General features: G+C 61.6%; 21 protein-coding genes. 12 read left to right on the plus strand and 9 right to left on the minus strand.

Translation table 11 applies throughout. The features are described from left to right. A complete protein-coding gene (locus BN1124_RS05855; protein ID WP_042640014.1) occupies window positions 1–330 on the plus strand; it encodes a DUF3634 family protein in 330 nt (109 codons plus the stop codon). Between the two features lie 67 nt (window positions 331–397). On the opposite strand, the gene BN1124_RS05860 is transcribed toward BN1124_RS05855, so the two are convergent. Continuing rightward, on the minus strand, window positions 398–1,309 hold the full coding sequence (locus BN1124_RS05860; RefSeq protein WP_042640016.1) for a LysR family transcriptional regulator: 912 nt from the start codon (window positions 1,307–1,309) through the stop codon (window positions 398–400). Between the two features lie 119 nt (window positions 1,310–1,428). Between BN1124_RS05860 and BN1124_RS05865 the strand changes: the two genes are divergently transcribed. The 8 genes from BN1124_RS05865 to BN1124_RS05900 all read left to right on the plus strand — a co-directional run bounded on the left by BN1124_RS05865 (window position 1,429) and on the right by BN1124_RS05900 (window position 9,299). Then, the gene (locus BN1124_RS05865; RefSeq protein ID WP_042640018.1) at window positions 1,429–1,872 is read left to right on the plus strand and encodes a carboxymuconolactone decarboxylase family protein; all 444 of its coding nucleotides are present in this window, start codon (window positions 1,429–1,431) and stop codon (window positions 1,870–1,872) included. A 557-nt stretch (window positions 1,873–2,429) separates the two neighbouring features. Continuing rightward, window positions 2,430–3,461 carry a cytochrome o ubiquinol oxidase subunit II gene (gene cyoA / locus BN1124_RS05870; protein ID WP_082041436.1) on the plus strand — a complete coding sequence of 344 codons (1,032 nt, stop codon included), beginning with the start codon at window positions 2,430–2,432 and terminating at the stop codon, window positions 3,459–3,461. A 3-nt stretch (window positions 3,462–3,464) separates the two neighbouring features. Next, complete coding sequence (cyoB, locus tag BN1124_RS05875; RefSeq protein WP_033130383.1) at window positions 3,465–5,441, plus strand: cytochrome o ubiquinol oxidase subunit I; 1,977 nt, start codon at window positions 3,465–3,467, stop codon at window positions 5,439–5,441. Window positions 5,442–5,445: 4 nt separating this feature from the next. Then, window positions 5,446–6,060 (plus strand): cytochrome o ubiquinol oxidase subunit III, encoded by a 615-nt coding sequence (locus BN1124_RS05880; protein WP_033130384.1) that lies wholly within the window; start codon window positions 5,446–5,448, stop codon window positions 6,058–6,060. After that, a complete protein-coding gene (locus BN1124_RS05885; RefSeq protein ID WP_042640022.1) occupies window positions 6,061–6,390 on the plus strand; it encodes a cytochrome o ubiquinol oxidase subunit IV in 330 nt (109 codons plus the stop codon). Between the two features lie 10 nt (window positions 6,391–6,400). Beyond that, window positions 6,401–7,294, plus strand: a complete 894-nt coding sequence (gene cyoE / locus BN1124_RS05890; protein WP_033130386.1) for a heme o synthase — start codon at window positions 6,401–6,403, stop codon at window positions 7,292–7,294. A gap of 197 nt (window positions 7,295–7,491) precedes the next feature. Further along, window positions 7,492–8,853 carry an MFS transporter gene (locus BN1124_RS05895; protein WP_042640024.1) on the plus strand — a complete coding sequence of 454 codons (1,362 nt, stop codon included), beginning with the start codon at window positions 7,492–7,494 and terminating at the stop codon, window positions 8,851–8,853. 77 nt (window positions 8,854–8,930) lie between these two features. After that, window positions 8,931–9,299 carry a DUF1428 domain-containing protein gene (locus tag BN1124_RS05900; RefSeq protein ID WP_042640026.1) on the plus strand — a complete coding sequence of 123 codons (369 nt, stop codon included), beginning with the start codon at window positions 8,931–8,933 and terminating at the stop codon, window positions 9,297–9,299. A gap of 103 nt (window positions 9,300–9,402) precedes the next feature. On the opposite strand, the gene tauD is transcribed toward BN1124_RS05900, so the two are convergent. The 7 genes from tauD to BN1124_RS05930 all read right to left on the minus strand — a co-directional run bounded on the left by tauD (window position 9,403) and on the right by BN1124_RS05930 (window position 15,451). Next, window positions 9,403–10,254: a taurine dioxygenase gene (gene tauD / locus BN1124_RS05905; protein ID WP_042640028.1), complete on the minus strand. Its 852-nt coding sequence runs from the start codon at window positions 10,252–10,254 to the stop codon at window positions 9,403–9,405. Then, a complete protein-coding gene (locus BN1124_RS21745) occupies window positions 10,251–10,385 on the minus strand; it encodes a hypothetical protein (protein ID WP_269429041.1) in 135 nt (44 codons plus the stop codon). The genes tauD and BN1124_RS21745 overlap by 4 nt, the downstream gene beginning before the upstream one ends. Continuing rightward, the gene (tauC, locus tag BN1124_RS05910; protein WP_042640031.1) at window positions 10,382–11,209 is read right to left on the minus strand and encodes a taurine ABC transporter permease TauC; all 828 of its coding nucleotides are present in this window, start codon (window positions 11,207–11,209) and stop codon (window positions 10,382–10,384) included. Before tauC ends, BN1124_RS21745 begins: the two co-directional genes overlap by 4 nt. After that, on the minus strand, window positions 11,206–11,973 hold the full coding sequence (gene tauB, locus BN1124_RS05915; protein ID WP_042640033.1) for a taurine ABC transporter ATP-binding subunit: 768 nt from the start codon (window positions 11,971–11,973) through the stop codon (window positions 11,206–11,208). The genes tauC and tauB overlap by 4 nt, the downstream gene beginning before the upstream one ends. A gap of 16 nt (window positions 11,974–11,989) precedes the next feature. Continuing rightward, entirely contained in the window at window positions 11,990–12,964 is a 975-nt protein-coding gene (gene tauA / locus BN1124_RS05920; protein WP_042640035.1) for a taurine ABC transporter substrate-binding protein, read from the minus strand. Between the two features lie 331 nt (window positions 12,965–13,295). Continuing rightward, window positions 13,296–14,399, minus strand: coding sequence for a YdcF family protein (locus tag BN1124_RS05925; RefSeq protein ID WP_042640037.1), 1,104 nt, complete (start codon window positions 14,397–14,399; stop codon window positions 13,296–13,298). Window positions 14,400–14,557: 158 nt separating this feature from the next. Next, on the minus strand, window positions 14,558–15,451 hold the full coding sequence (locus tag BN1124_RS05930; RefSeq protein ID WP_042640039.1) for a LysR family transcriptional regulator: 894 nt from the start codon (window positions 15,449–15,451) through the stop codon (window positions 14,558–14,560). 99 nt (window positions 15,452–15,550) lie between these two features. On the opposite strand from BN1124_RS05930, the gene BN1124_RS05935 reads away from it, so the two are divergent. The 3 genes from BN1124_RS05935 (at window position 15,551) to BN1124_RS05945 (ending at window position 18,170) form a co-directional block, all read left to right on the plus strand. After that, entirely contained in the window at window positions 15,551–16,144 is a 594-nt protein-coding gene (locus tag BN1124_RS05935) for a DMT family transporter (RefSeq protein ID WP_048822926.1), read from the plus strand. 86 nt (window positions 16,145–16,230) lie between these two features. Then, a complete protein-coding gene (locus BN1124_RS05940; protein ID WP_042640040.1) occupies window positions 16,231–16,662 on the plus strand; it encodes a DMT family transporter in 432 nt (143 codons plus the stop codon). Window positions 16,663–16,958: 296 nt separating this feature from the next. Next, complete coding sequence (locus tag BN1124_RS05945; protein ID WP_042640042.1) at window positions 16,959–18,170, plus strand: NupC/NupG family nucleoside CNT transporter; 1,212 nt, start codon at window positions 16,959–16,961, stop codon at window positions 18,168–18,170. A gap of 292 nt (window positions 18,171–18,462) precedes the next feature. On the opposite strand, the gene BN1124_RS05950 is transcribed toward BN1124_RS05945, so the two are convergent. Further along, a complete protein-coding gene (locus BN1124_RS05950) occupies window positions 18,463–18,705 on the minus strand; it encodes a DUF3297 family protein (protein WP_042640045.1) in 243 nt (80 codons plus the stop codon). Window positions 18,706–19,863 lie beyond the last annotated feature (1,158 nt).

Raw genomic sequence — 19,863 nt, forward strand, 5'->3', positions numbered from 1 at the left:
ATGGCCTGGTTGTCTTTGCTGGTGGCGATTGCCCTGATCTGGTGGCTGATGAAACTGGGGCGTGGCGCCCTGTTCGAGATCCGCTTGCAGCCCGGAAAACTGGTGGTGAAGCGGGGCTCGGTACCGCCACGCTTCCTGGCCCAGGCCAAACAGATCCTGCAGCAGGATCCGGTACGGGGGCGCATCCTGGGCCAGCGCGATGGCAATGGCGTCAGGCTGGTGTTCTCCCGCTCCATCCCCGAGCCCGTGGCCCAGCGGCTGCGCAATGTCTTCCCCTATGCCGACTATCGCGCGGCCGCTGCCGCGCCGGATGGGCGCAAGCCCCGCTAGCCGCAGATGAACGATAAAAAGCCGGGCCATTGCCCGGCTTTTTGTTTGGCCTTGGTCCGGCTCCGTATCAGCGGGTTTCCTCCTGCAAGGGGGCGATCGCCTCTATCAGGAAGTCGATGAAGGCGCGGGTCTGGGGTTTCAGGAAGCGGCCGCCGCGAAACACAGCATAGATCTCGTCGTGGCGATCCTCATAAGGAGAAGCTTGCCAGTCGGGCAGCACGGATTGCAGGGATCCGTCGTCCAGTCCTTGCTGCACCATCCAGCTCGACAGCAACAAGAGGCCGCAGCCCGCCTGGGCCGCGCACAGTAGCGGCGTGCCCCCGACGGAGGCGAGGTTGCCTTGCACCGCAACCTTGCGCCGCTCTGTCCCCCGCCGAAAATGCCAGTGCTGGCGCTGTCGCCCCTGACCGCGGATCAGGCAGTTGTGAGCAGCCAGCTCGTCGGGATGGGCGGGCTCGCCCTGTTGCGCCAGATAGCCGGGGGAGGCAACCAGCAGAGTGCGGTTGGTGAGCAGCTTGCGGGCATGCAGGCCGCTGTCGGCCGGGCGCCCGATGCGAACGGCCACATCCACGTTCTCGGCATCGAGATCCACCAGTCGGTTGTCGAGTTCTATCTCGAGTCGCACCCCGGGGTAGCGGGCCAGAAACGCGGGCAGTCGTGGCGCCAGCCAGGCCGCCCCGAAACTTTCGAACACCGACACCCGCAGCGGCCCCCGGGGAGCTTCCGGCAGGGGTTGGAGGGATTGTACCAGCTGATCGGCCTCCTCCAGCAGGCGCACCGAGCGGGCGAGGAAGTATTCCCCCTGCTCGGTCAGCACCAGCTGGCGGGTGCTGCGTTTGAACAGCGGTACCCCGAGCTGCTGCTCAAGGGTGTCTATGGTGCGGGTCACCGAGGAGGGGGCCAGGTTGAGGGCGCGGGCGGCGCGGGAGAAGCTGCCGGATTCCACCACCTGGGCCAGGATGCGAATGCGATCCAGCATGAGGATACCTTTGCGTTTAATGCAAACCTGTTGCCGATGTTGAGAATATTCTATTCATAAGTGGAAAGGTGAACAATGTCCCTGTCGCCCGCAACGGGCATCTTCACGGGAGTATTGTCATGTCAGATCGCATCCAGCTCGCCAGCCAGGCCCCCGCCGCCATCAAGGCCATGATGGGCCTCGAGTCCTACCTCGGCGGGAGCGACATTTCGCCTGTCCTCAAGGAGCTCATCAAGCTGCGAGCCTCCATGATCAACGGCTGCGCCTACTGCATCGAGATGCACGCCGAGGTGGCGATGCAGCAGCAGGAGACCCCGCAGCGCCTGCTGGCGCTGGCTGCCTGGCGGGAATCCCCTCTGTTCGATGAACGCGAGCGCGCCGTGCTGGCCCTGACCGACGAGGTGACCCTGATCGCAGACCGTGGTTTGAGCGAGGAAAATTATCAGCAAGGGCTGGCACTGCTCGGTGAAACCCTGCTGGCCCAGTGCCTGATGCAGATAGTCACCATCAACGCCTGGAACCGGATCGCGGTCGCCACCAGAATGGAGCATCAGCACCGCTGAGGCAGGATTTATCGCTGCCATGGCCGCGCCTTTCTGGCAATAAATGTTGCAAATCGTGTCACATAAGGCATGTAACGGGTCTCACTGGGAGACCCGTTTTTCATCTGATCCCGAGAAGGAGAGAGGATTTTATGCTGGCTGAATGGCCCCCTTTGGGGCTTAGTCGGAAGTTAATCATACTATTGTTTGATTAATTAATTTTTGTTTTTAGCCAAGAATACCCTGATCCAAATCAAGGTTGTGGTCGTGGGTAAATGCTCATGAAGGGTTATTAATGAGGCAAGATCACATATTGATGATGAAAACAATAAGGCTCGGCAGAAGGCTCGCTCAATTATTGAGCGATAAAGAATGGAAATGTAATTAACGAAAGATGAATTGCCAGCTTATGACTTCGATAAAGTCGACCATGTCAAGCCATTAACATTTGTAGCACGCCAACAGCCTCAAAAAACACAATTGATGGATTAATTTTTCATGTTGTTCACATGCCGTTCAGATGCAATAAAATGCCGCATTTTTATGACATCAACGCCTTCGGAAGGTGAGGACACGGCATGAGACCTGGTGATTTGAAGAGGGGTTTGGGTGCTTTGCTGTTGATTGCAGTCACCGGCTTGCTGAGTGGTTGTGACATGGCTCTGATGAGCCCTAAAGGGCAGGTAGGCCTGGAACAGCGATCACTGATATTAACGGCCCTCGGGCTGATGTTAATCGTGGTGATCCCGGTGATTGTGATGGCGGTGGTATTCTCTCGTAAATACAGAGCATCCAATACCGGCGCAACCTATACCCCGAATTGGGCCCACTCCACCAAGATTGAGGCCGTCGTCTGGACGGTTCCCGTCATTATCATCGTCATTCTGGCGATCATTACCTGGAAAACGTCCCACGATCTGGACCCCTACAAACCGCTGGAATCGGATGTCAAACCGATCCAGGTCGACGTTATTTCCCTTGACTGGAAGTGGCTGTTTGTCTATCCGGAACTGGGCATCGCCTCGGTCAATGAATTGGCCTTCCCGATCAATACCCCCATCAATTTCCGGGTAACCTCGGATACCGTGATGAACTCCTTCTTCATTCCGCAACTCGGTGGCCAGATCTACGCCATGGCCGGCATGCAGACCAAGCTGCACCTGATCGCCAACGAGGCGGGCCAGTACAAGGGGATCTCGGGCAGCTACAGCGGCGCCGGATTCTCGGGCATGAAGTTCAAGGCCATTGCCACCCAGGATCAAGCCGGTTTCGACGCCTGGGTTGCCAAGGTGAAGCAGTCGCCGAAGATGCTGAGCACCATGGGTGAGTTCGATACCCTGGCCAAGAAGAGCGAAAACCACCCGGTGGAGTATTTCGCGAGCGCAGATCCCACGCTGTTCGTCAATGTGATCAACAAGTTCATGGGTGACATGAAACCCGCCGATCACAAGGGCATGAAACACGAAGCCGCCACTGCCAAGCAGGGCGACGAGATGGACATGGCCGGGATGGATCATGGCGACATGGCTGAGGCCGGACATGAAGATCATGCCGGGCACATGGCCATGCCGATGGATGACAAGAGTGTGAAAGCAGGATCCGAGGAATAATCGATGTTTGGAAAATTGACACTCGAGGCTGTCCCGTACCATGAACCCATTATCATGGTCACGATAGCCGGTATCATTTTGGGTGGGCTGGCCATCGCCGGTCTCATCACCTATTACGGCAAGTGGCGGTACCTGTGGCAGGAGTGGTTCACCTCGGTGGATCACAAGCGCCTCGGTATCATGTATCTCATTCTGGGCATGGTCATGCTGCTGCGCGGCTTCGCCGATGCGGTGATGATGCGTACCCAGCAGGTCATGGCTTCGGCCGGGGGCGAGGGCATATTGCCGCCGCACCACTACGACCAGATCTTCACCGCCCACGGCGTCATCATGATCTTCTTCGTGGCCATGCCGCTGGTGATCGGCCTGATGAACATCGTCGTGCCGCTGCAGATCGGCGCCCGTGACGTCGCCTTCCCCTTCCTGAACAACCTGAGCTTCTGGTTTACCGCCGCGGCCGTGGTGCTGATCAACGTCTCCCTCGGGGTCGGTGAATTCGCCCAGACCGGCTGGCTGGCCTATCCGCCCTTGTCGGGGCTGGAGTTCAGTCCGGGAGTCGGGGTCGATTACTGGATCTGGAGCCTGCAGATCTCGGGTCTGGGAACCCTGCTGACCGGTGTCAACTTCTTTGCCACCATCATCCGGATGCGTACCCCGGGCATGACCATGATGCGTCTGCCGGTGTTCACCTGGACCGCCCTGTGCGCCAACATCCTGATCATCGCCTCCTTCCCGATCCTGACCGTCACCATCGCCCTGCTGACCGCAGACCGCTATCTGGGTACCCATTTCTTTACCAATGACATGGGTGGCAACATGATGATGTACATCAACCTGATCTGGGCCTGGGGTCACCCCGAGGTGTATATCCTGGTGCTGCCGGTGTTCGGGGTCTTCTCCGAGGTGGTGGCGACCTTCTGCAAGAAGAAGCTGTTCGGTTACACCTCCCTGGTGTGGGCTACCCTGGCCATCACCGTGCTGGCCTTCGTGGTCTGGTTGCACCACTTCTTCACCATGGGTTCGGGCGCCAACGTGAATGCCTTCTTTGGCATCGCCACCATGATCATCTCCATCCCGACCGGGGTGAAGATCTTCAACTGGCTGTTCACCATGTACCGCGGTCGCATCGAGTTCAGCTCCCCCATGCTGTGGACCGTCGGCTTCATCATCACCTTCACCGTCGGTGGCATGACAGGGGTACTGCTCTCCGTGCCGGCCGCCAACTTCGTGCTGCACAACAGCCTGTTCCTGATCGCCCACTTCCACAACGTCATCATCGGCGGCGTGGTGTTCGGTTGCTTCGCCGGTATCACCTACTGGTTCCCCAAAGCGTTCGGCTTCAAGCTGGATGACGTCTGGGGCAAGCGTGCCTTCTGGTTCTGGATCACCGGCTTCTTCGTCGCCTTCATGCCGCTCTACGTACTGGGCTTCATGGGCATGACCCGTCGTGTCAGCCAGAACATCGAGCCCGAGTACCACGGTTGGTTGGTGGTGGCCGCTTGCGGCGCCGGCCTGATTGCCATCGGCGTCCTGTGCCAGCTGATCCAGGTCGTGGTCAGTATCCGTGACCGCGAGAAGAACCGCGATCTGACCGGCGATCCCTGGGGTGGCCGTACCCTGGAGTGGTCTACCTCCTCGCCGCCGCCGTTCTACAACTTCGCCATCGAGCCACAGGTCAAGGGTCTGGATGCCTTCTGGGAAGCCAAGGAAGACGGTAGCGCCTACCGCCAGCCGGCCCAGTATGCCCCCATCCACATGCCGAAGAACTCCGGTGCCGGTGTCATCATCGCCGCCTTCAGCGTGGTGTTTGGTTTTGCCATGATCTGGCACATCTGGTGGATGGCCATCGCCGGCTTCGTCGGCATGATCGGCACCTGGATCATCCACAGCTTCAACGACGATGTGGACTACTACGTACAGGTTGACGAGATCGAGCGCATCGAAGGTCAGCATTTCGACAACATCAACAAGGTAGCCTGACGCTATGGCAACGGACGTTTTACATCACATTCACGGCGCCCATGAGGATCATGGGCACCACGATGCCGGTGCCACCAAGGTGTTCGGCTTCTGGATCTACCTGATGAGCGACTGCATCCTGTTTGCGACCCTGTTCGCAACCTATGCAGTGCTGGTCAACGGCACCGCCGGTGGTCCCACCGGCAAGGACATCTTCGAACTGCCGTTCGTGTTCGCCGAAACCATGCTGCTGCTGCTGAGCTCCATCACCTTCGGCTTTGGCATGCTGGCCATGAACAAGAACAAGGTAGCGGCCGTCAACGGCTGGCTGCTGGTGACCTTCCTGTTCGGTGCCGGTTTCATCGCCATGGAGATCTACGAGTTCCATCACCTGATCGCCGAAGGCTTCGGCCCGCAGCGCAGTGGCTTCCTGTCCGCCTTCTTCACCCTGGTCGGTACCCACGGTATCCACGTGACCAGCGGTCTTATCTGGATCATCGTGATGATGGTGCTGATCTCCAAGAAGGGGCTGACCGAGCGCAACCGTACTCGCCTGATGTGCCTGAGCCTGTTCTGGCACTTCCTGGACGTGGTGTGGATCTGCGTCTTCACCGTGGTCTACCTGATGGGGGTCATGTAAATGAGTCATTCAGTTGATAATCACGGCGCCAGCCACGGCAGCGCCAAGTCCTACATGATCGGCTTCGTGCTGTCACTCATCCTGACTGCGATCCCGTTCTGGATGGTGATGGACGGCAGCGCCTCCCACGCCGTGGTGCTCGGCACCGTGGTCGGGATGGCGGTGATCCAGATCTTCGTACACCTGGCTTACTTCCTGCACATGAATACCTCCTCCGAGGAGCGCTGGAACCTGGTGGCACTGGTCTTCACCGTGCTCATCATCGCCATCGTGGTGGTGGGTTCCCTGTGGATCATGTACAACCTCAACATCAACATGATGATTCACTGAGCGGGTTGATGTGATGATGAAGCAATACCTGCAAGTGACCAAGCCGGGCATCATCTTCGGTAACCTCATCTCGGTTATCGGTGGATTCTTGCTGGCCTCCAAGGGGAGCCTGGACGTCCCCCTGTTCATCCTGACCATGGTCGGGGTGTCACTGGTGGTCGCCTCCGGCTGTGTGTTCAACAACTACATCGACCGGGACATCGACTGCATCATGGAGCGCACCAAGAATCGCGCCCTGGTGAAGGGGCTGATCGCCCCTGGCGTCTCGCTCTGGTATGCGAGCGCGCTGGGCGTTGCGGGCATTGCCCTGCTGTACTTCGCGGCCAATCCGTTGGCCGCCTTGCTGGCAGTGCTGGGCTTCCTGGTCTATGTGGGGGTCTACAGCCTCTACATGAAGCGTCACTCGGTCTATGGCACCCTGGTCGGCAGCCTCTCCGGCGCCGCGCCACCGGTCATCGGCTACTGTGCGGTGAGTGGTCAGTTCGACTCGGGTGCCTTGATCCTGCTGGCGATCTTCAGCCTGTGGCAGATGCCGCACTCCTATGCGATCGCCATCTTCCGCTTCAAGGATTATCAGGCGGCCAACATTCCGGTGTTGCCGGTGGTGAAGGGGATCTCCGTGGCCAAACACCACATCACCCTCTACATCCTGGCCTTCATGGTGCCGACCCTGATGCTGTTCCTCGGCGGCTACGCCGGTTACAAGTACCTGATCGTCGCCACCGCGGTGAGTGTCTGGTGGCTCGGGATGGCGCTGTCTGGCTACAAGCAGGCGGTCGATGACTCCCTCTGGGCCCGCAAACTGTTCATGTTCTCGATTGTCACCATCACCTGCCTGAGCGTGATGATGTCGGTGGACTTCCAGCCGGACGCAGCGCCCGTGCTGGTGAGCATGCTGCCCTGAGGCATCGCCAATTCGGATGCCAGTGTTGTGATATGACACAGGAAAATCAGTAGAATCCAGAGCCGGGAACCTTCCCGGCTCTGCTATTATGGGCGCGCCCCCATTTTGGACGACTTCGGGGCGCGTTTCTTCTGTGGCTCGGCCGCGCAGGCTGCCATCTCCTTCTCCCCCTCTTTTTTCTGATTGATGAGGCCATCATGAATGATTTCACCATGACGAGGAGCGAGCGCCGGGCAACCTGGGCGCTCGGTTCCGTCTTCTCACTGCGCATGCTCGGCATGTTCATGGTGCTGCCGGTGCTGACCACCTACGGCATGTCCCTGGCCGGTGCGTCCGAGACGCTGATCGGGCTCGCCATCGGCGTCTATGGCATGGCCCAGGCCCTGCTGCAGATCCCGTTCGGCCTGCTCTCCGATCGCATCGGCAGAAAGCCCCTCATCGTCGGCGGCTTGCTGATGTTTGCCGCGGGCAGCGTCATCGCCGCCCTCAGTGACTCCATCTGGGGGGTCATCGTCGGCCGCGCCCTGCAGGGCAGCGGCGCCATCTCCGCCGCCGTCATGGCGCTGCTCTCGGATCTTACCCGGGAGCAGAATCGCACCAAAGCGATGGCCTTCATCGGGGTCAGCTTTGGCATCACCTTTGCCATCGCCATGGTGACCGGGCCCCTCATCACCCATGCCCTGGGCTTATCGGGCCTGTTCTGGCTCATCGCCCTGCTGGCGCTCGGCGGCATCGGCATCACCCTGTGGTGGGTGCCGGAGCCAAAAGGCCACCTGCTCAACCGCGAGTCGGCCATGGTGAAGGGGGGCATTCGCACAGTGCTGGCCAACCCGCGCCTGCTCAAACTCAACCTCGGCATCCTCTGCGTGCACACCCTGCTGATGTCGAGCTTCGTGGCGCTGCCGCCGCTGCTCGAACAGGCCGGTCTGCCCCGGGAGCAGCAGTGGCAGGCTTACCTCGTCACCATGCTGGTCGCCTTCGTGAGCGTGGTGCCTTTCATCCTCTACGCCGAGAAGCGCAGGAAGATGAAACTGGTGTTCCAGGTTTGCGTGCTGGTGATGCTGGTCGCCGAGGTGGTGCTGTGGCAAGCCGGGCTGCGGCTCTGGGGCCTGCTGGCGGGGCTGCAGATCTTCTTCATCGGCTTCAACGTGATGGAGGCGCTGCTGCCATCCCTCATCAGCAAGGAATCGCCACCGGGCTACAAGGGCACCGCCATGGGGGTCTACTCCACCAGCCAGTTTATCGGGGTTGCCATCGGCGGCAGCCTGGGTGGCCTGCTCTACAGCCAGGGCGGTGCCCCCCTGGTGTTCGGTGGCTGCGCGGCTCTGGCGCTGCTCTGGCTCGGGGTCAGCCTCACCATGCAGGAGCCCCCCTATGTCAGCAGCCTGCGCATCGTGCTGCCGGAAGGGGTTGAGGCGAGCCCGGCACTGGAGCAGAAGATCCGCGCCTGCGACGGAGTGAGCGACGTGCTGCTGGTGAGTGAGGAGCATTCGGTGTATGTGAAGGTGGACACCAAACACCTCACGCGCAGCGATCTGGAGCGGCTGATCGTCGCCTGATGCCCCCCATGGCGGGGTCGGGCGATGGCCCGGTCCCCTTGCTATGCTGAGATCCTCATTAACAGGAGGACGCTCTCATGTCATACGTGGATGGATTCGTGATCGCCGTGCCCACGGCGAACAAGCAGGCCATGATCGATCATGCGAAGTACATCGATCCCATGTTCCTGGAACTCGGTGCGATCCGGGTGCTGGAGTGCTGGGGGGACGACGTGCCCCACGGCAAGCAGACCGACTTCTACCGCGCGGTGGCGGCCAAGGAAGATGAGACCGTGGTCTTCTCCTGGGTGGAGTGGCCGAACAAGGCCGTCCGGGACGAGGCCATGCAGAAGATGATGCAGGATCCCAGGATGGATCCGGCCGGTCCCCTCCATCAGCAGATGCCGTTCGACGGCGCCCGCATGATCTTCGGCGGCTTCAGCACAGTGCTGGAGCTCAAGGCCTGACGCCCTGCGAAGATAAACGGAAAAGCCCGCCAAATTGGCGGGCTTTCTTATGGGCGCCTTTCAGGGGCGTGCAGGCAAGCACTCTTCAAGGCAGGCGCTCAGCTCAGGCCGCACGCCAGAAGGGCTTGTCCCCGAGGATGGTGGCCCTGTGCATCACCCGCCGGGCCGGCAGGTAGTCGGCGTTGGCATAGTGCTGGGTCACCCTGTTGTCCCAGATGGCGATGTCGTTCTCCTGCCAGCGCCAGCGCACCTGAAACTCGGGGCGAGTGATGTGATCGAACAGGAAGCCGAGCAGCACCTCGCTCTCCCGGGCCGGCAAGTCCGGCAGGCGGGTGGTGAAGCCCTCGTTGACGAACAGTGCCTGCCGGCCGCTCACCGGGTGGGTGCGGATCACCGGGTGGCGCAGGGGCGGGTTGTTGGCCACGGCGGCTTGCCAGCGCTGACGTTCTTCTGCGCTGCCGTTGTGGCGATGGGCCGGGAACGACTTGGTGAAGTCGTGCTCCGCCTCCAGCCCCGCCAGCAGCTTCTGCAGGGGCGGGGAGAGCGCGGCGAGCGCCGCTATGCCGCTGGCCCAGAGGGTGTCTCCTCCGGTCGGCGGCAGCTGCTTGGCGGCCAGAATGGCGAGCGCCGGCGGCGTCTCGATAAAGGTCACGTCGGTGTGCCAGTTGTCGTTGTCCGGCGGGTTGTCGTCGTGGGTGTCGAGCACGATGATCTCCTCGGCCTCCTCGCTGTGGGGATAGACGGGGTGGATGTGCAGGTCCCCGAAGCGGTTCGCCAGCGCCCGCTGCTGTCTGGGGGTGATGGGCTGATCCCGCAGGAACAGCACCTGGTACTTGAGCAGCGCGCGGTGGAGCTGCTCGAATTGGCCCTGGGTCAGGGGCTCGGCCAGCGCGAGACCGGCGATCTCGGCGCCGATATGGGGCCCCAGAGGTGTGATAGTCAGCTTGTCGTTCATTGTATTTCTCCATGCCAAGGCGTCAGTCGGTGCTGCAATGCGAATGTGCGTAAGCCCAATTCCAATACGAAGGCGATATTTGGACGATCACCATGGGGGCCGAGCGCTGTGATGGTCAGCTTGTGGTTCATTGTCCTTCTCCATGCCAGGGCGTCAGCCTGCGCTGCAGTGCGCGTAAACCCAATTCCAATACGAAGGCGATCACCGCGATCACCAGAATGCCTGCCAGCACCACGTCGGTGGCGAGAAACTCGCCGGCAGATTGCACCATGAAGCCGACCCCCCGGGTGGCGGCGATGAGCTCGGCCGCCACCAGGGTGGACCAGCCCACCCCGAGGCCGATGCGCAGCCCGGTCAGGATCTCCGGCAGGGCCCCCGGCAGGATCACGTGCCAGAGCACCTGGGCCGGTGAGGCGCCCAGCGCCCGGGCCGCCCGTAGCCGCACCGGCTTGGCGCTCTGCACCCCGGCCAGGGTCGCCATGGCCACGGGGGCGAAGATGGCCAGATAGATGAGCAGCACCTTGGAGGTCTCGCCGATGCCAAACCAGATCACCATGAGTGGCAGGTAGGCAAGGGGCGGCACCGGCCGGTAGAGCTCGATCAGCGGGTCCAGCATGCCTCGCACCGTGGGGCTCAGCCCCATGGCGATGCCGGCTGCGATACCGAAGAAGGCCGCCGCCACCAGGGCGATGAGGATGCGACCCAGGCTCGCCCCCAGGTGTTGCCACAGGGTGGCGTCCATAAAGCCCTGGGGGCCGGCGATGGTGATGAGCTGGACCAGCACCTTGGCCGGGGGCGGCAGGAACAGCGGATCCACCCAGCCTAGGCTTGCCACCAGCCACCACAGGGCCAGCAAGGCGGTCAGGGTGGCGAGGCTCAAGCTAAGCCGCCTCGGCAGCGGCCAGTGCAGGGCCCGCTTGCGGGGGCTGGCGGTACGAGTGAGGGCGATGCTCATGCGAAGGCCTCCCGCTGCTCGAACACCCGGCCGAGCACGTATTCACGGCGCTCGATGAAGGCCGGATCGGATTTGATGCTGCGGCAGGGTTCCCCCGCGGCGAAGCGGCGACCAAAGTTCAGGGTCAGCCGCTCCATGACCCGGCCGGGGGAGGGGGAGAGCAGCACCAGCTCGGTTGCCAGAAACACCGCCTCCTCGATGTCGTGGGTGATCAGCAGCACCTGACGGCGCCCCTGATGCCACAGGCGCAGCAGCAGGGTTTGCATCTGCTCGCGGGTGAAGGCGTCCAGGGCGCCGAACGGCTCATCCAGCAGCAACAGCTGGGGTTGGGTGGCCAGGGCGCGGGCGATGCCGACCCGTTGGCGCTGGCCGCCGGAGAGTTGCCAGATGGGGCGATCACCTGCCCCCTCCAGCCCCACGCTGGCCAGCAATGCCTGCGCCTGTTCCTCCCGATCGTGCTTGGGTACCCCGGCCAGTTGCAGGCCGAGGGCGACGTTGTCCCGCACGTTGCGCCAGGGGAGTAACCCCTCACTCTGGAACACCACGCCGCGCTCGGCGCCCGGCCCCTTCACCTGCTTGCCCTGCAAACGGATGTGGCCGTGCTGGCAGGGCTCGAAGCCGGCGACCAGGTTGAGCAAGGTGGTCTTGCCGCAGCCGGAGGGGCCGAGCACCACCATCAACTCGCCCTCAGGGAGGCTCAGGCTGATGTTGTCGAGCACCTTCTTGCCGGCGTACTCGGCGGACACATAAGAGAGCTGCAGCATGATCGTCTCCTCTGGCTTATTGGGGCACGGATTTCACGAAGCGATCCGTCACGAACTGGCTGTAGTCGGTGGCGGCATTCGCGACCTTGCCCTCGGCCTCGAGGAAGCGAGCGGTGTCTATGATGGTCTGGTTCACCAGGCCGCTCAGCTCTGCGCTCTGGGCGCGGGCGTCGAGGTAGGTGTTGCCCTTGACCAGGCCGGGCACGTCGGCCTCGGGGACGCCGCTCAGTTTTGACAGCTTGCCGAGGTTATCCGCCTTGGCCAGCCAGCCAGCGGGGTTGTCGAGGTAGCCACGCTGGGCCGCCAGGGTGCTGCTCACGAAGGCCTGCACCACCTCGGGATGGGCCTTGGCGAAGTCCTTGCGCACCACCCAGACATCCAGGGTCGGGGCGCCCCATTCACCGACCTGGGCCGAGTCGGTCAGCACCTTGCCCTCCTTGGTCAGCTGGTTGAGGGCCGGGGCCCAGACATAGGCGCCGTCGATGTCACCGCGCTGCCAGGCGGCGATGATGGCCGGTGGCTGCAGGTTCACTATCTGCAGCTTGGCCGGATCGACGCCCCAGTGCTTGAGGGCGGCCAGCAGGCTGTAGTGGGTGGTGGAGGTGTAGGGCACGGCGATGCGCTTTCCTACCAGATCCTGCGGGTTGGCGAGTCCTTGCTTCACCACCAGCGCCTCGGAGTCGCCGAGCTTGGAGGCGAGCAGGAACACCTCTATGGGCACGTTCTGGCTGGCCGCCACCGCCAGCGGGCTGGAGCCGATGTTGCCTATCTGCACGTCGCCCGAGGCGAGCGCCCGCACCACGCTGGCGCCGCTGTCAAACTTGCGCCAGTCCACCTTGGCACCGCTCTCCTTGGCGAAGGTGTTGTCGGCCTGGGCCACCTTGGCGGGTTCCGCCGAGGTTTGGTAGGCGACAGTGACCTCGACCGCCAGGGCCGATTGGGTGACCAGGGCGAGTGCCGCCAGCCAGAGGGAAGTTCCTTTTCCTTTCATGATGCGTTCCTTCATTCGGGTGATTGAGGCCTCATCTTTCCCCGAACAGCGCCGGGAAATGAAGGAACGAGAAGGCAGCTGTCATGAGTTATGGTTCTTAGAAAAAGAACGGTGAATCAATGAGGTAATTCAGATATGCCGGGATGTGAAGAGGTTATTCGCGCACTGGCAATCGGTCTCGCTTGCGGGAAAAAAAGAAGCGGGAAGAAAGGGGCCGTCTGAAGGGCGATTGTGCGCAGGACTGAGGGGGAGAGATGTGAGTTGGTCGTGCGGCCAGATAAGCGGAGCCTGCCAGTGGGCGGGCTCCGGAGGGGGGGAAGCAATCCTGGGATCAGCGCTCGATCAGCGGCGCCGAGCGGTAACTCCAGAGGCCGTAGGTGCGCAGAGCGTCCCGGTAGATGCCGAGCAGTTCGCCATCGCTCACCTTGGCCAGGGTCGACAGCGGCTTGTCCGGGTAGCTGACACTGTCTATCTGGATCCCGGCCGGGCCGCTCTGCCAGCAGGCGATTTCCAGCAGGGTCTGGCCCCGGCGCACATGGCTGGCGGAGCTCACCAGGGTCGCGTACTCAATCTGGTGGCGGGCGAGGGCATAGCCGCTGTAGAGGGCGTTCTCCACCGTGCTGGTGGCGTAGTTCTCCTCGATGATGCGGGAGCGATCTATGCCCTTCTTCACCAGCCAGTCGGCCATCAGCTTGCCCTCGGTCTGGCGGTTCTGGGGCACGCCGCCGGTCAGGATGATCAGCGCCGCCGGGTTGGCCTGGGCCAGTGCCCTGGTGGTCTCGAGCCGCCCCAGCAGGATGTCGTGCATGCTGCCATCGGGGTTGAGGGCATAGCCCAGGGTGACGATGGCGCGGCGACCCTTCTTCTCACCTCGTCCCTGCTGCTCCTTGAGCGGGGTGGCGTTGACTCTGTCCACCGTGTCGAAGAGGCGCCGCAAGTCGGCGGCCCGCCCGCCATTGAGCTGGCCCACCCGCTTGAAATAGGCATCGGACTTGGCCTGATTGCCCTTGAAGCGCTGCCAGGTGGCCAGATAGGTGTTGAGATCCAGATCGTCCGGCGCGGCGGTGAGCGCCTGCTCGAACAGGCCGATGGCCCTGTCCACGTTGCCGTTGTAGATCTGGGCATTGGCCGCCGAGATCAGCAAGTCGGTGCGATAGGGCTCGAGCTGATAGGCCTGCAGCAACAGCTCGGTGACCAGCTCCATGTTGCTCGGCATCTTGGCGGTGAAGCCGGCGTCCGAGACCCGGGCCGGCGATTTGAAGACGTGCAAGGCATCCGCCAGCAGCTGATCCACCACCTGGCGCTTGCTGATGTACTGATCGTAATTCTGCTCCTTTTGCAGGGAGCGCACCGGGGCGGCCCAGGCGACGGAGGGGAGAAACGCCGGCAGTGCCAGCAGGCTGGCCAGGGTCAGGGCAATCGCGGTTCTTTTCATCATGGAGTTCCATCGAGGGTTGAGGGCGCCATGCCATTGCATTACCCCTAGGGGCTTTTTCAATAAAAACATGAACTTGGTTATTTGTGATTGTACGCCCTTTGGCTGAAAAAAACGTGAACCGCTTCGGTTATCCGGGGATGGGCCCGAGCCTTGGCTCAGGGCTGGCCGAGGCGCTCGGCGAGGAACCCGAGCCAGGCCTCTACCTTGGCGGGCAGGTGGCGGCGGCGTGGGTAGAGGCACCAGATGCCGTGCTCCGGCAGCCGATAGGCGGGCAGCACGGGCACCAGCCGACCGGCGGCGAGATCCTCGCCCACGATGAAGTCCGGCATGTTGCCGATGCCAAGCCCCGCCAGCAGGGCGCTGTGGATGGCGTCGCTGTTGTTGACCTCGAAATTGCCGCGGGGAGTGATCCCCACCTCGCCCTCCGGCCCTTGCAGGCGCCACTGGGTACCGCCGCGAAACAGGGAATAGAACAGACAGTTGTGGCGCTCGAGATCGCCTGGGGTGGCGGGGACGCCGGCCCGGGCCAGATAGGCGGGGGCGGCGCACAGGGTGCTGTGGCAGGGGGCGAGGCGGCGGGCGATCAGGCTCGAATCCTCCAGGGCGCCGATGCGCAGCCCCACGTCGAATCCCTCGGCGATGAGATCGCGCCGCTCGTCGCTCATCTCGAACTGCAACTGCACCTCGGGGTAGCGGGCGAGAAACTCGGGGATGAGCGGCACCAGATGGCGGCGGCCGTAGACCATGGGCACCGTGACCCGCAGCAGGCCCCGGGGAGCCGATTGCAGGGCACTGATGGCATCTTCCCCATCCCTGGCGAGGCGCACCGTGTGGCGCACCGTCTCGAAGTAGCGCTCTCCCGCCTCGGTGAGGCTGAGAGAGCGGGTGGTGCGATAGAGCAGCTGGCAGCCGAGTAGTTGCTCGAGCTGGCTCACCTTCTTGCTCAGCGCCGACTTGCTGCTGCCAAGCTGGCGCGCGGCGCCGGAGAAGCTGCCCGCCTCCACCACGGCGACGAAGGCGGGGAGCAGGGCGAAGGCATCCTGGTTCATTCTGTTCTCGAACTGGAAACAAAGTTGTGATGTTATGGTGGATTATCGCCTCATTAAAGACAATCTATCCTGCTCCTGTCATCACATAGGAGCCCAGCCATGACAGCCACCCTCATTGCCTCCCTCTCATCACGTCGCCTCCATGCCGGCCAGGCCATCGGCGCCCTTGCCGCCTTCGGTGCCGGCCTCTTGCTGGCGCTGATGATCGCCCAAAACGGCGCCCTGGCCCGAGCGACCGATCCCTGGCTCGCGAGCTGGCTCGCCCACGGGGTCGGTACCCTGGTCGCCGCCCTGCTCTGGGGGATCGCGGCCAGAGTGAGTACTAACCGCAGAAGGGCTGCCCAAGCCGGCGCGGCCGGGGCCATGGCCGTCGAGGCCAGCCTTGCAACAAACCCTGCCGAGCCCGCCTCCAGCCGGGCAAAGGCAATGCCCAGCCAGCTAAACCGCGTCCCGTACTGGGCCTGGCTCGGTGGCCTGCCGGGGGCGCTGACCGTGGTGCTGGCAGCCTTTTGCCTCAACTCACCCCTCGGGATGGCGGGCACCCTGGCCCTGCTGCTGCTCGGCCAGCTGTTGTTCGGGGCCCTGTGCGATGGCCTCGGTTGGTTCGGCCTGACTCGCCGTCGCCCGCAGGGGCTGGACCTGCTCGCCGCCCTGCTGGTGATGGCCGGCGCCCTGCTGATCCTGCTGCGCTAGGAGAAGGCGATGACGTTGCCGATGCGCTGGAGGCCGCTCACCACCTTGCCTGCCCTCAATTCGTGTTACTGCATTAGGAGAAGATGATGACAATGTTGATCCTGCTGGGATTGCTCAACGGCGCGGCTGTCAGTCTGTCGCGCACCCTCAACGGCCGCCTCGCCACCGCCCGTGGGGCCTTGGGCGCATCGCTGGCCAACCATCTGCTCGGCTTCCTGCTGCTCGGTGCCTGGCTGCTGTCGATGGGGGCGCCCTGGGAGCGGCTCGCCGGGCTCGATCCCTGGCTGTTGCTCGGCGGCGTGCTGGGAGCCCTGTTCGTGGCCATCAGCAGCTGGGCCATCAACCGGGTCGGCGCCCTGGCCTGCGCCCTGCTCATCATCACCGGCCAGCTGACCGGCGGCGTGGCCCTCGATGCCCTGGCGGGTCGGCTCGGGTGGGACGACTTGCTCGGCGTCGCCCTGGTGCTGGCGGGGGCCGGACTGCAACGGCTGGCTAGCGGGCGAAAAAATCATCGCTGATTGGCATACTCGGAATGAACCGAATTATATTGCCTTTGCGAATCGTTTTACCGCTTTTTGTGTGACGCAGATCACTGTACCATCGCCGCCCGACCTGCCAGCCGCCGCCTCTCCCGGGCGGCTGGCGTCACCGATACTCGCCGTCACCCGGAACGTGAATGACCCCAGGATGGGACCCGCCACTGAACCGTAGGTTTGTGGTTTGTGTGTCGCGTGGTCGGCACGCCCCGCCTGACGTCCTCGCGCCCCCCGTCTGCAGACTTGCCATATGAAACTCCTCTCTTCATAGGTGCAAGATGACACTGTTATTGAGTCTGGTCGGCATGCTGGCCCTGATGTTTATCGCCTGGCTGGCCAGTGAGAACCGCAACGCCATCCGCTGGCGGACCGTGCTCGGGGCGCTGGCCCTGCAGACCGGTTTCGCCGCCCTGGTGCTCTACTTCCCCCCCGGTCAGTTGCTGCTCGGCGCCATGAGCAACGGCGTCTCCGCCCTGCTCGGCTTTGCCGACAGCGGCATCCGCTTCGTGTTCGGCGATCTGGCGAGCAACGGCTTCATCTTCGCGGTGCGGGTGCTGCCGCTGGTCATCTTCATCAGCGCGCTGATCGCCGTGCTCTACCACTTCGGCATCATGCAGTGGGTGATCCGGGTGCTGGGTGGCGGTATTCACCGCCTGCTCGGCACCAGCCGCGCCGAGTCCCTGGTGGCCACCGGCAACATCTTCCTCTCCCAGGGGGAATCGCCTCTGCTGATCCGCCCCTTCCTGGCGGGCATGACCCGCTCCGAGCTGTTCGCGGTGATGACCTGCGGCATGGCCTCGGTGGCGGGCTCGGTGCTCGGCGGTTATGCCGCTCTCGGCGTGGATCTCAAATATCTCATCGCTGCCTCCTTTATGGCGGCGCCCGGGGGTCTCTTGATGGCGAAGTTCTTGGTGCCGGAGCAGGAGCGGGTGCGGGAGCAAGACGAGATCACCCTGGACAAGAGCGACTACAGCAACGCCATCGACGCGCTGGCGGGGGGCGCCATGGGAGGCATGAAGATAGCGGTAGCCATCGGCACCATCTTGCTGGCCTTCGTCAGCGTCATCACCATGTTGAACGCAGGTTTCACCGCGGTAGGGGAGTGGTTCGGCTGGCCAGAGCTCTCATTGCAACTGCTGCTGGGCTATCTGTTCGCCCCCGTCGCCTGGCTTATCGGAGTGCCGAGCAGCGAGATGATGGCGGCAGGCTCCTTGATCGGTCAGAAGGTCATCATGAACGAGTTCGTCGCCTATCTGGATTTTGCCAGCATCAAGGAGAACTTGAGCGGCCACACCCAGATCATCATCACCTTTGCCCTGTGCGGCTTCGCGAACCTGGGGTCGATTGCCATCCAGCTCGGCTCCATCGGCACCATGGCGCCGGAGCGCCGCCACGATCTGGCGAATATGGGCCTCAAGGCCGTGCTGGCGGCGACCCTGGCGAACCTGATGAGCGCGACCCTGGCCGGGATCTTCGCCTCACTGGGCTAAGGCCCGGGACTCCGGCCAAGTGCAGGCTGCAACTCATCAGGCCAGCTAATGGTGTTGGTCATTCAATCGTAAAAAATGATAAAGCCCCGTCTCGCCGCAAGGCCAGACGGGGCTTTTTATATGGCTGGGGATGGATTCCCGACCTGATGGCGCAAAGGTCGGATGCAGATTGGAGGCATCGGAGGGAAGCCAAGGCGGCTATCCGTATATCCAGAAGCCGAAAAACAAAACACCGGCGCGAGGCCGGTGTTTGATATATACAAGCGAGCCCTGAGCAGGGCGTAGCAATGGCTTAGGCGTAGAAGGCCTCGACGGTGCCCTTGACGGTGATCAGCATGGGGTTGCCATAGCGATCCTTGGCCTTGGGGGAGGGGATCTTCACCCAGCCTTCACTGATGCAGTACTCCTCGACATTGGTGCGCACCTTGCCGTTGAGGCGGATGCCGATCTCGTGCTCGAAGCACTCCGCCACATAGTGCGGGCTGCGCGGGTTGGCCGCCAGATGGTCGGGCAATGCCGGTTTGTTGTCGCTCATTTTATTGACCTGAGTTTGATAAAAAGTGGGTCATTGTAGGCAATGCCCGCCGTGTGCTCAAGGCTGGTGGTGTGCCTGCTGTATGGCTGCAGGTATTTGGGGTCATCCTCTTCAAGCAGAAGGTTTATCTTACCGCCCGAGGTGAAGCGGTGATCATGGCAGGGCTCTATTGGATTCAGTTGCGGGGCTGTGCTGAGGTGGGTATGGGGTAGGGTGCGATAGGTGTTGGATTGAGAGGATTGTCGGATATAGCGTGGTTCGGCAACAAATAGAGGGCATCATTCCAGTCGTAATTTGCTCTGTATATCACCGGGGGCAAGCATAACTTGGTAAAGAACACCCGCCTTTCTGTGTACCGGCATATGCTATGTATTTTTCAGAAAAATGGGCGTCCTAATTTTTATTATCCAATCGGAAGTTTAAGAACTGTTTTAGAACTCCGCACTTCGATTATCTCTTGGTTGCTAACACCTGGATTGCTCTGTTAGGTCTAGTAAGGGCTATGTATGCTATTATTTTTCAGTCTGCTTGATAGACCATTCATTTCTTCCTTAGTGTTTAACGCTCCTCGCTAATGGGACCTGTCTGGAAGGCATCTAATGGATGATTTGATGCCTTCCAAACCACTAATTGATGTTTCTACAACAATATCGGCGAGGAGATACTTATTCGAGGTTTCAGAGTCTATAACAACTGCATAAAACTTACCGTTAATTATTTCTTCAATCAAATCATCGAAATGATCCATGTTTAGTTCCTATCTAGTACTGAGAACATGCCAATATCTAACGCCCAAAGCAACGGCCGAGCGTAGCGGGGCTGAGCCCCGCAGGGGCGATGTGGCCTTTTTTGTTATGTGCTTACTCATCGACGCCCACCAAAGAGTACCTATTGATGCACCTTTAAATTCAGATTTAATGGTATCCTAAACCCCTCTATTTATAAGTGCCTCAAGAAATTCATGATCAGCTGCTGTTAGGTGCAAGGGGACTACAGACCATAAAATGTAGTTTATAGTCGAGGCCATTATCTTGCTCATGCTCGACCACATTCTGGTCAGCCAAAATCCTCAAATAAAAATTTCTCTTGGTAGCTAAAACCAGATCGTTCTAGCTATTGTATATCCGTGGTAGGGATGTCAGAATATCAGAATATCAG

The organism is Aeromonas eucrenophila (assembly GCF_000819865.1).
In the GTDB taxonomy this organism is placed as follows: Bacteria; Pseudomonadota; Gammaproteobacteria; order Enterobacterales; family Aeromonadaceae; genus Aeromonas; species Aeromonas eucrenophila.

What these genes read in the sequence shown, in the direction of transcription:
- BN1124_RS05855 (WP_042640014.1), top strand. Translation starts at nt 1, where the DNA reads ATGGCCTGGTTGTCTTTGCTGGTGGCGATTGCCCTGATCTGGTGGCTG.
- BN1124_RS05860 (WP_042640016.1), bottom strand. Translation starts at nt 1,309, where the DNA reads ATGCTGGATCGCATTCGCATCCTGGCCCAGGTGGTGGAATCCGGCAGC.
- BN1124_RS05865 (WP_042640018.1), top strand. Translation starts at nt 1,429, where the DNA reads ATGTCAGATCGCATCCAGCTCGCCAGCCAGGCCCCCGCCGCCATCAAG.
- cyoA (WP_082041436.1), top strand. Translation starts at nt 2,430, where the DNA reads ATGAGACCTGGTGATTTGAAGAGGGGTTTGGGTGCTTTGCTGTTGATT.
- cyoB (WP_033130383.1), top strand. Translation starts at nt 3,465, where the DNA reads ATGTTTGGAAAATTGACACTCGAGGCTGTCCCGTACCATGAACCCATT.
- BN1124_RS05880 (WP_033130384.1), top strand. Translation starts at nt 5,446, where the DNA reads ATGGCAACGGACGTTTTACATCACATTCACGGCGCCCATGAGGATCAT.
- BN1124_RS05885 (WP_042640022.1), top strand. Translation starts at nt 6,061, where the DNA reads ATGAGTCATTCAGTTGATAATCACGGCGCCAGCCACGGCAGCGCCAAG.
- BN1124_RS05895 (WP_042640024.1), top strand. Translation starts at nt 7,492, where the DNA reads ATGAATGATTTCACCATGACGAGGAGCGAGCGCCGGGCAACCTGGGCG.
- BN1124_RS05900 (WP_042640026.1), top strand. Translation starts at nt 8,931, where the DNA reads ATGTCATACGTGGATGGATTCGTGATCGCCGTGCCCACGGCGAACAAG.
- tauD (WP_042640028.1), bottom strand. Translation starts at nt 10,254, where the DNA reads ATGAACGACAAGCTGACTATCACACCTCTGGGGCCCCATATCGGCGCC.
- BN1124_RS21745 (WP_269429041.1), bottom strand. Translation starts at nt 10,385, where the DNA reads ATGAACCACAAGCTGACCATCACAGCGCTCGGCCCCCATGGTGATCGT.
- tauC (WP_042640031.1), bottom strand. Translation starts at nt 11,209, where the DNA reads ATGAGCATCGCCCTCACTCGTACCGCCAGCCCCCGCAAGCGGGCCCTG.
- tauB (WP_042640033.1), bottom strand. Translation starts at nt 11,973, where the DNA reads ATGCTGCAGCTCTCTTATGTGTCCGCCGAGTACGCCGGCAAGAAGGTG.
- tauA (WP_042640035.1), bottom strand. Translation starts at nt 12,964, where the DNA reads ATGAAAGGAAAAGGAACTTCCCTCTGGCTGGCGGCACTCGCCCTGGTC.
- BN1124_RS05925 (WP_042640037.1), bottom strand. Translation starts at nt 14,399, where the DNA reads ATGAAAAGAACCGCGATTGCCCTGACCCTGGCCAGCCTGCTGGCACTG.
- BN1124_RS05930 (WP_042640039.1), bottom strand. Translation starts at nt 15,451, where the DNA reads ATGAACCAGGATGCCTTCGCCCTGCTCCCCGCCTTCGTCGCCGTGGTG.
- BN1124_RS05935 (WP_048822926.1), top strand. Translation starts at nt 15,551, where the DNA reads ATGACAGCCACCCTCATTGCCTCCCTCTCATCACGTCGCCTCCATGCC.
- BN1124_RS05940 (WP_042640040.1), top strand. Translation starts at nt 16,231, where the DNA reads ATGACAATGTTGATCCTGCTGGGATTGCTCAACGGCGCGGCTGTCAGT.
- BN1124_RS05945 (WP_042640042.1), top strand. Translation starts at nt 16,959, where the DNA reads ATGACACTGTTATTGAGTCTGGTCGGCATGCTGGCCCTGATGTTTATC.
- BN1124_RS05950 (WP_042640045.1), bottom strand. Translation starts at nt 18,705, where the DNA reads ATGAGCGACAACAAACCGGCATTGCCCGACCATCTGGCGGCCAACCCG.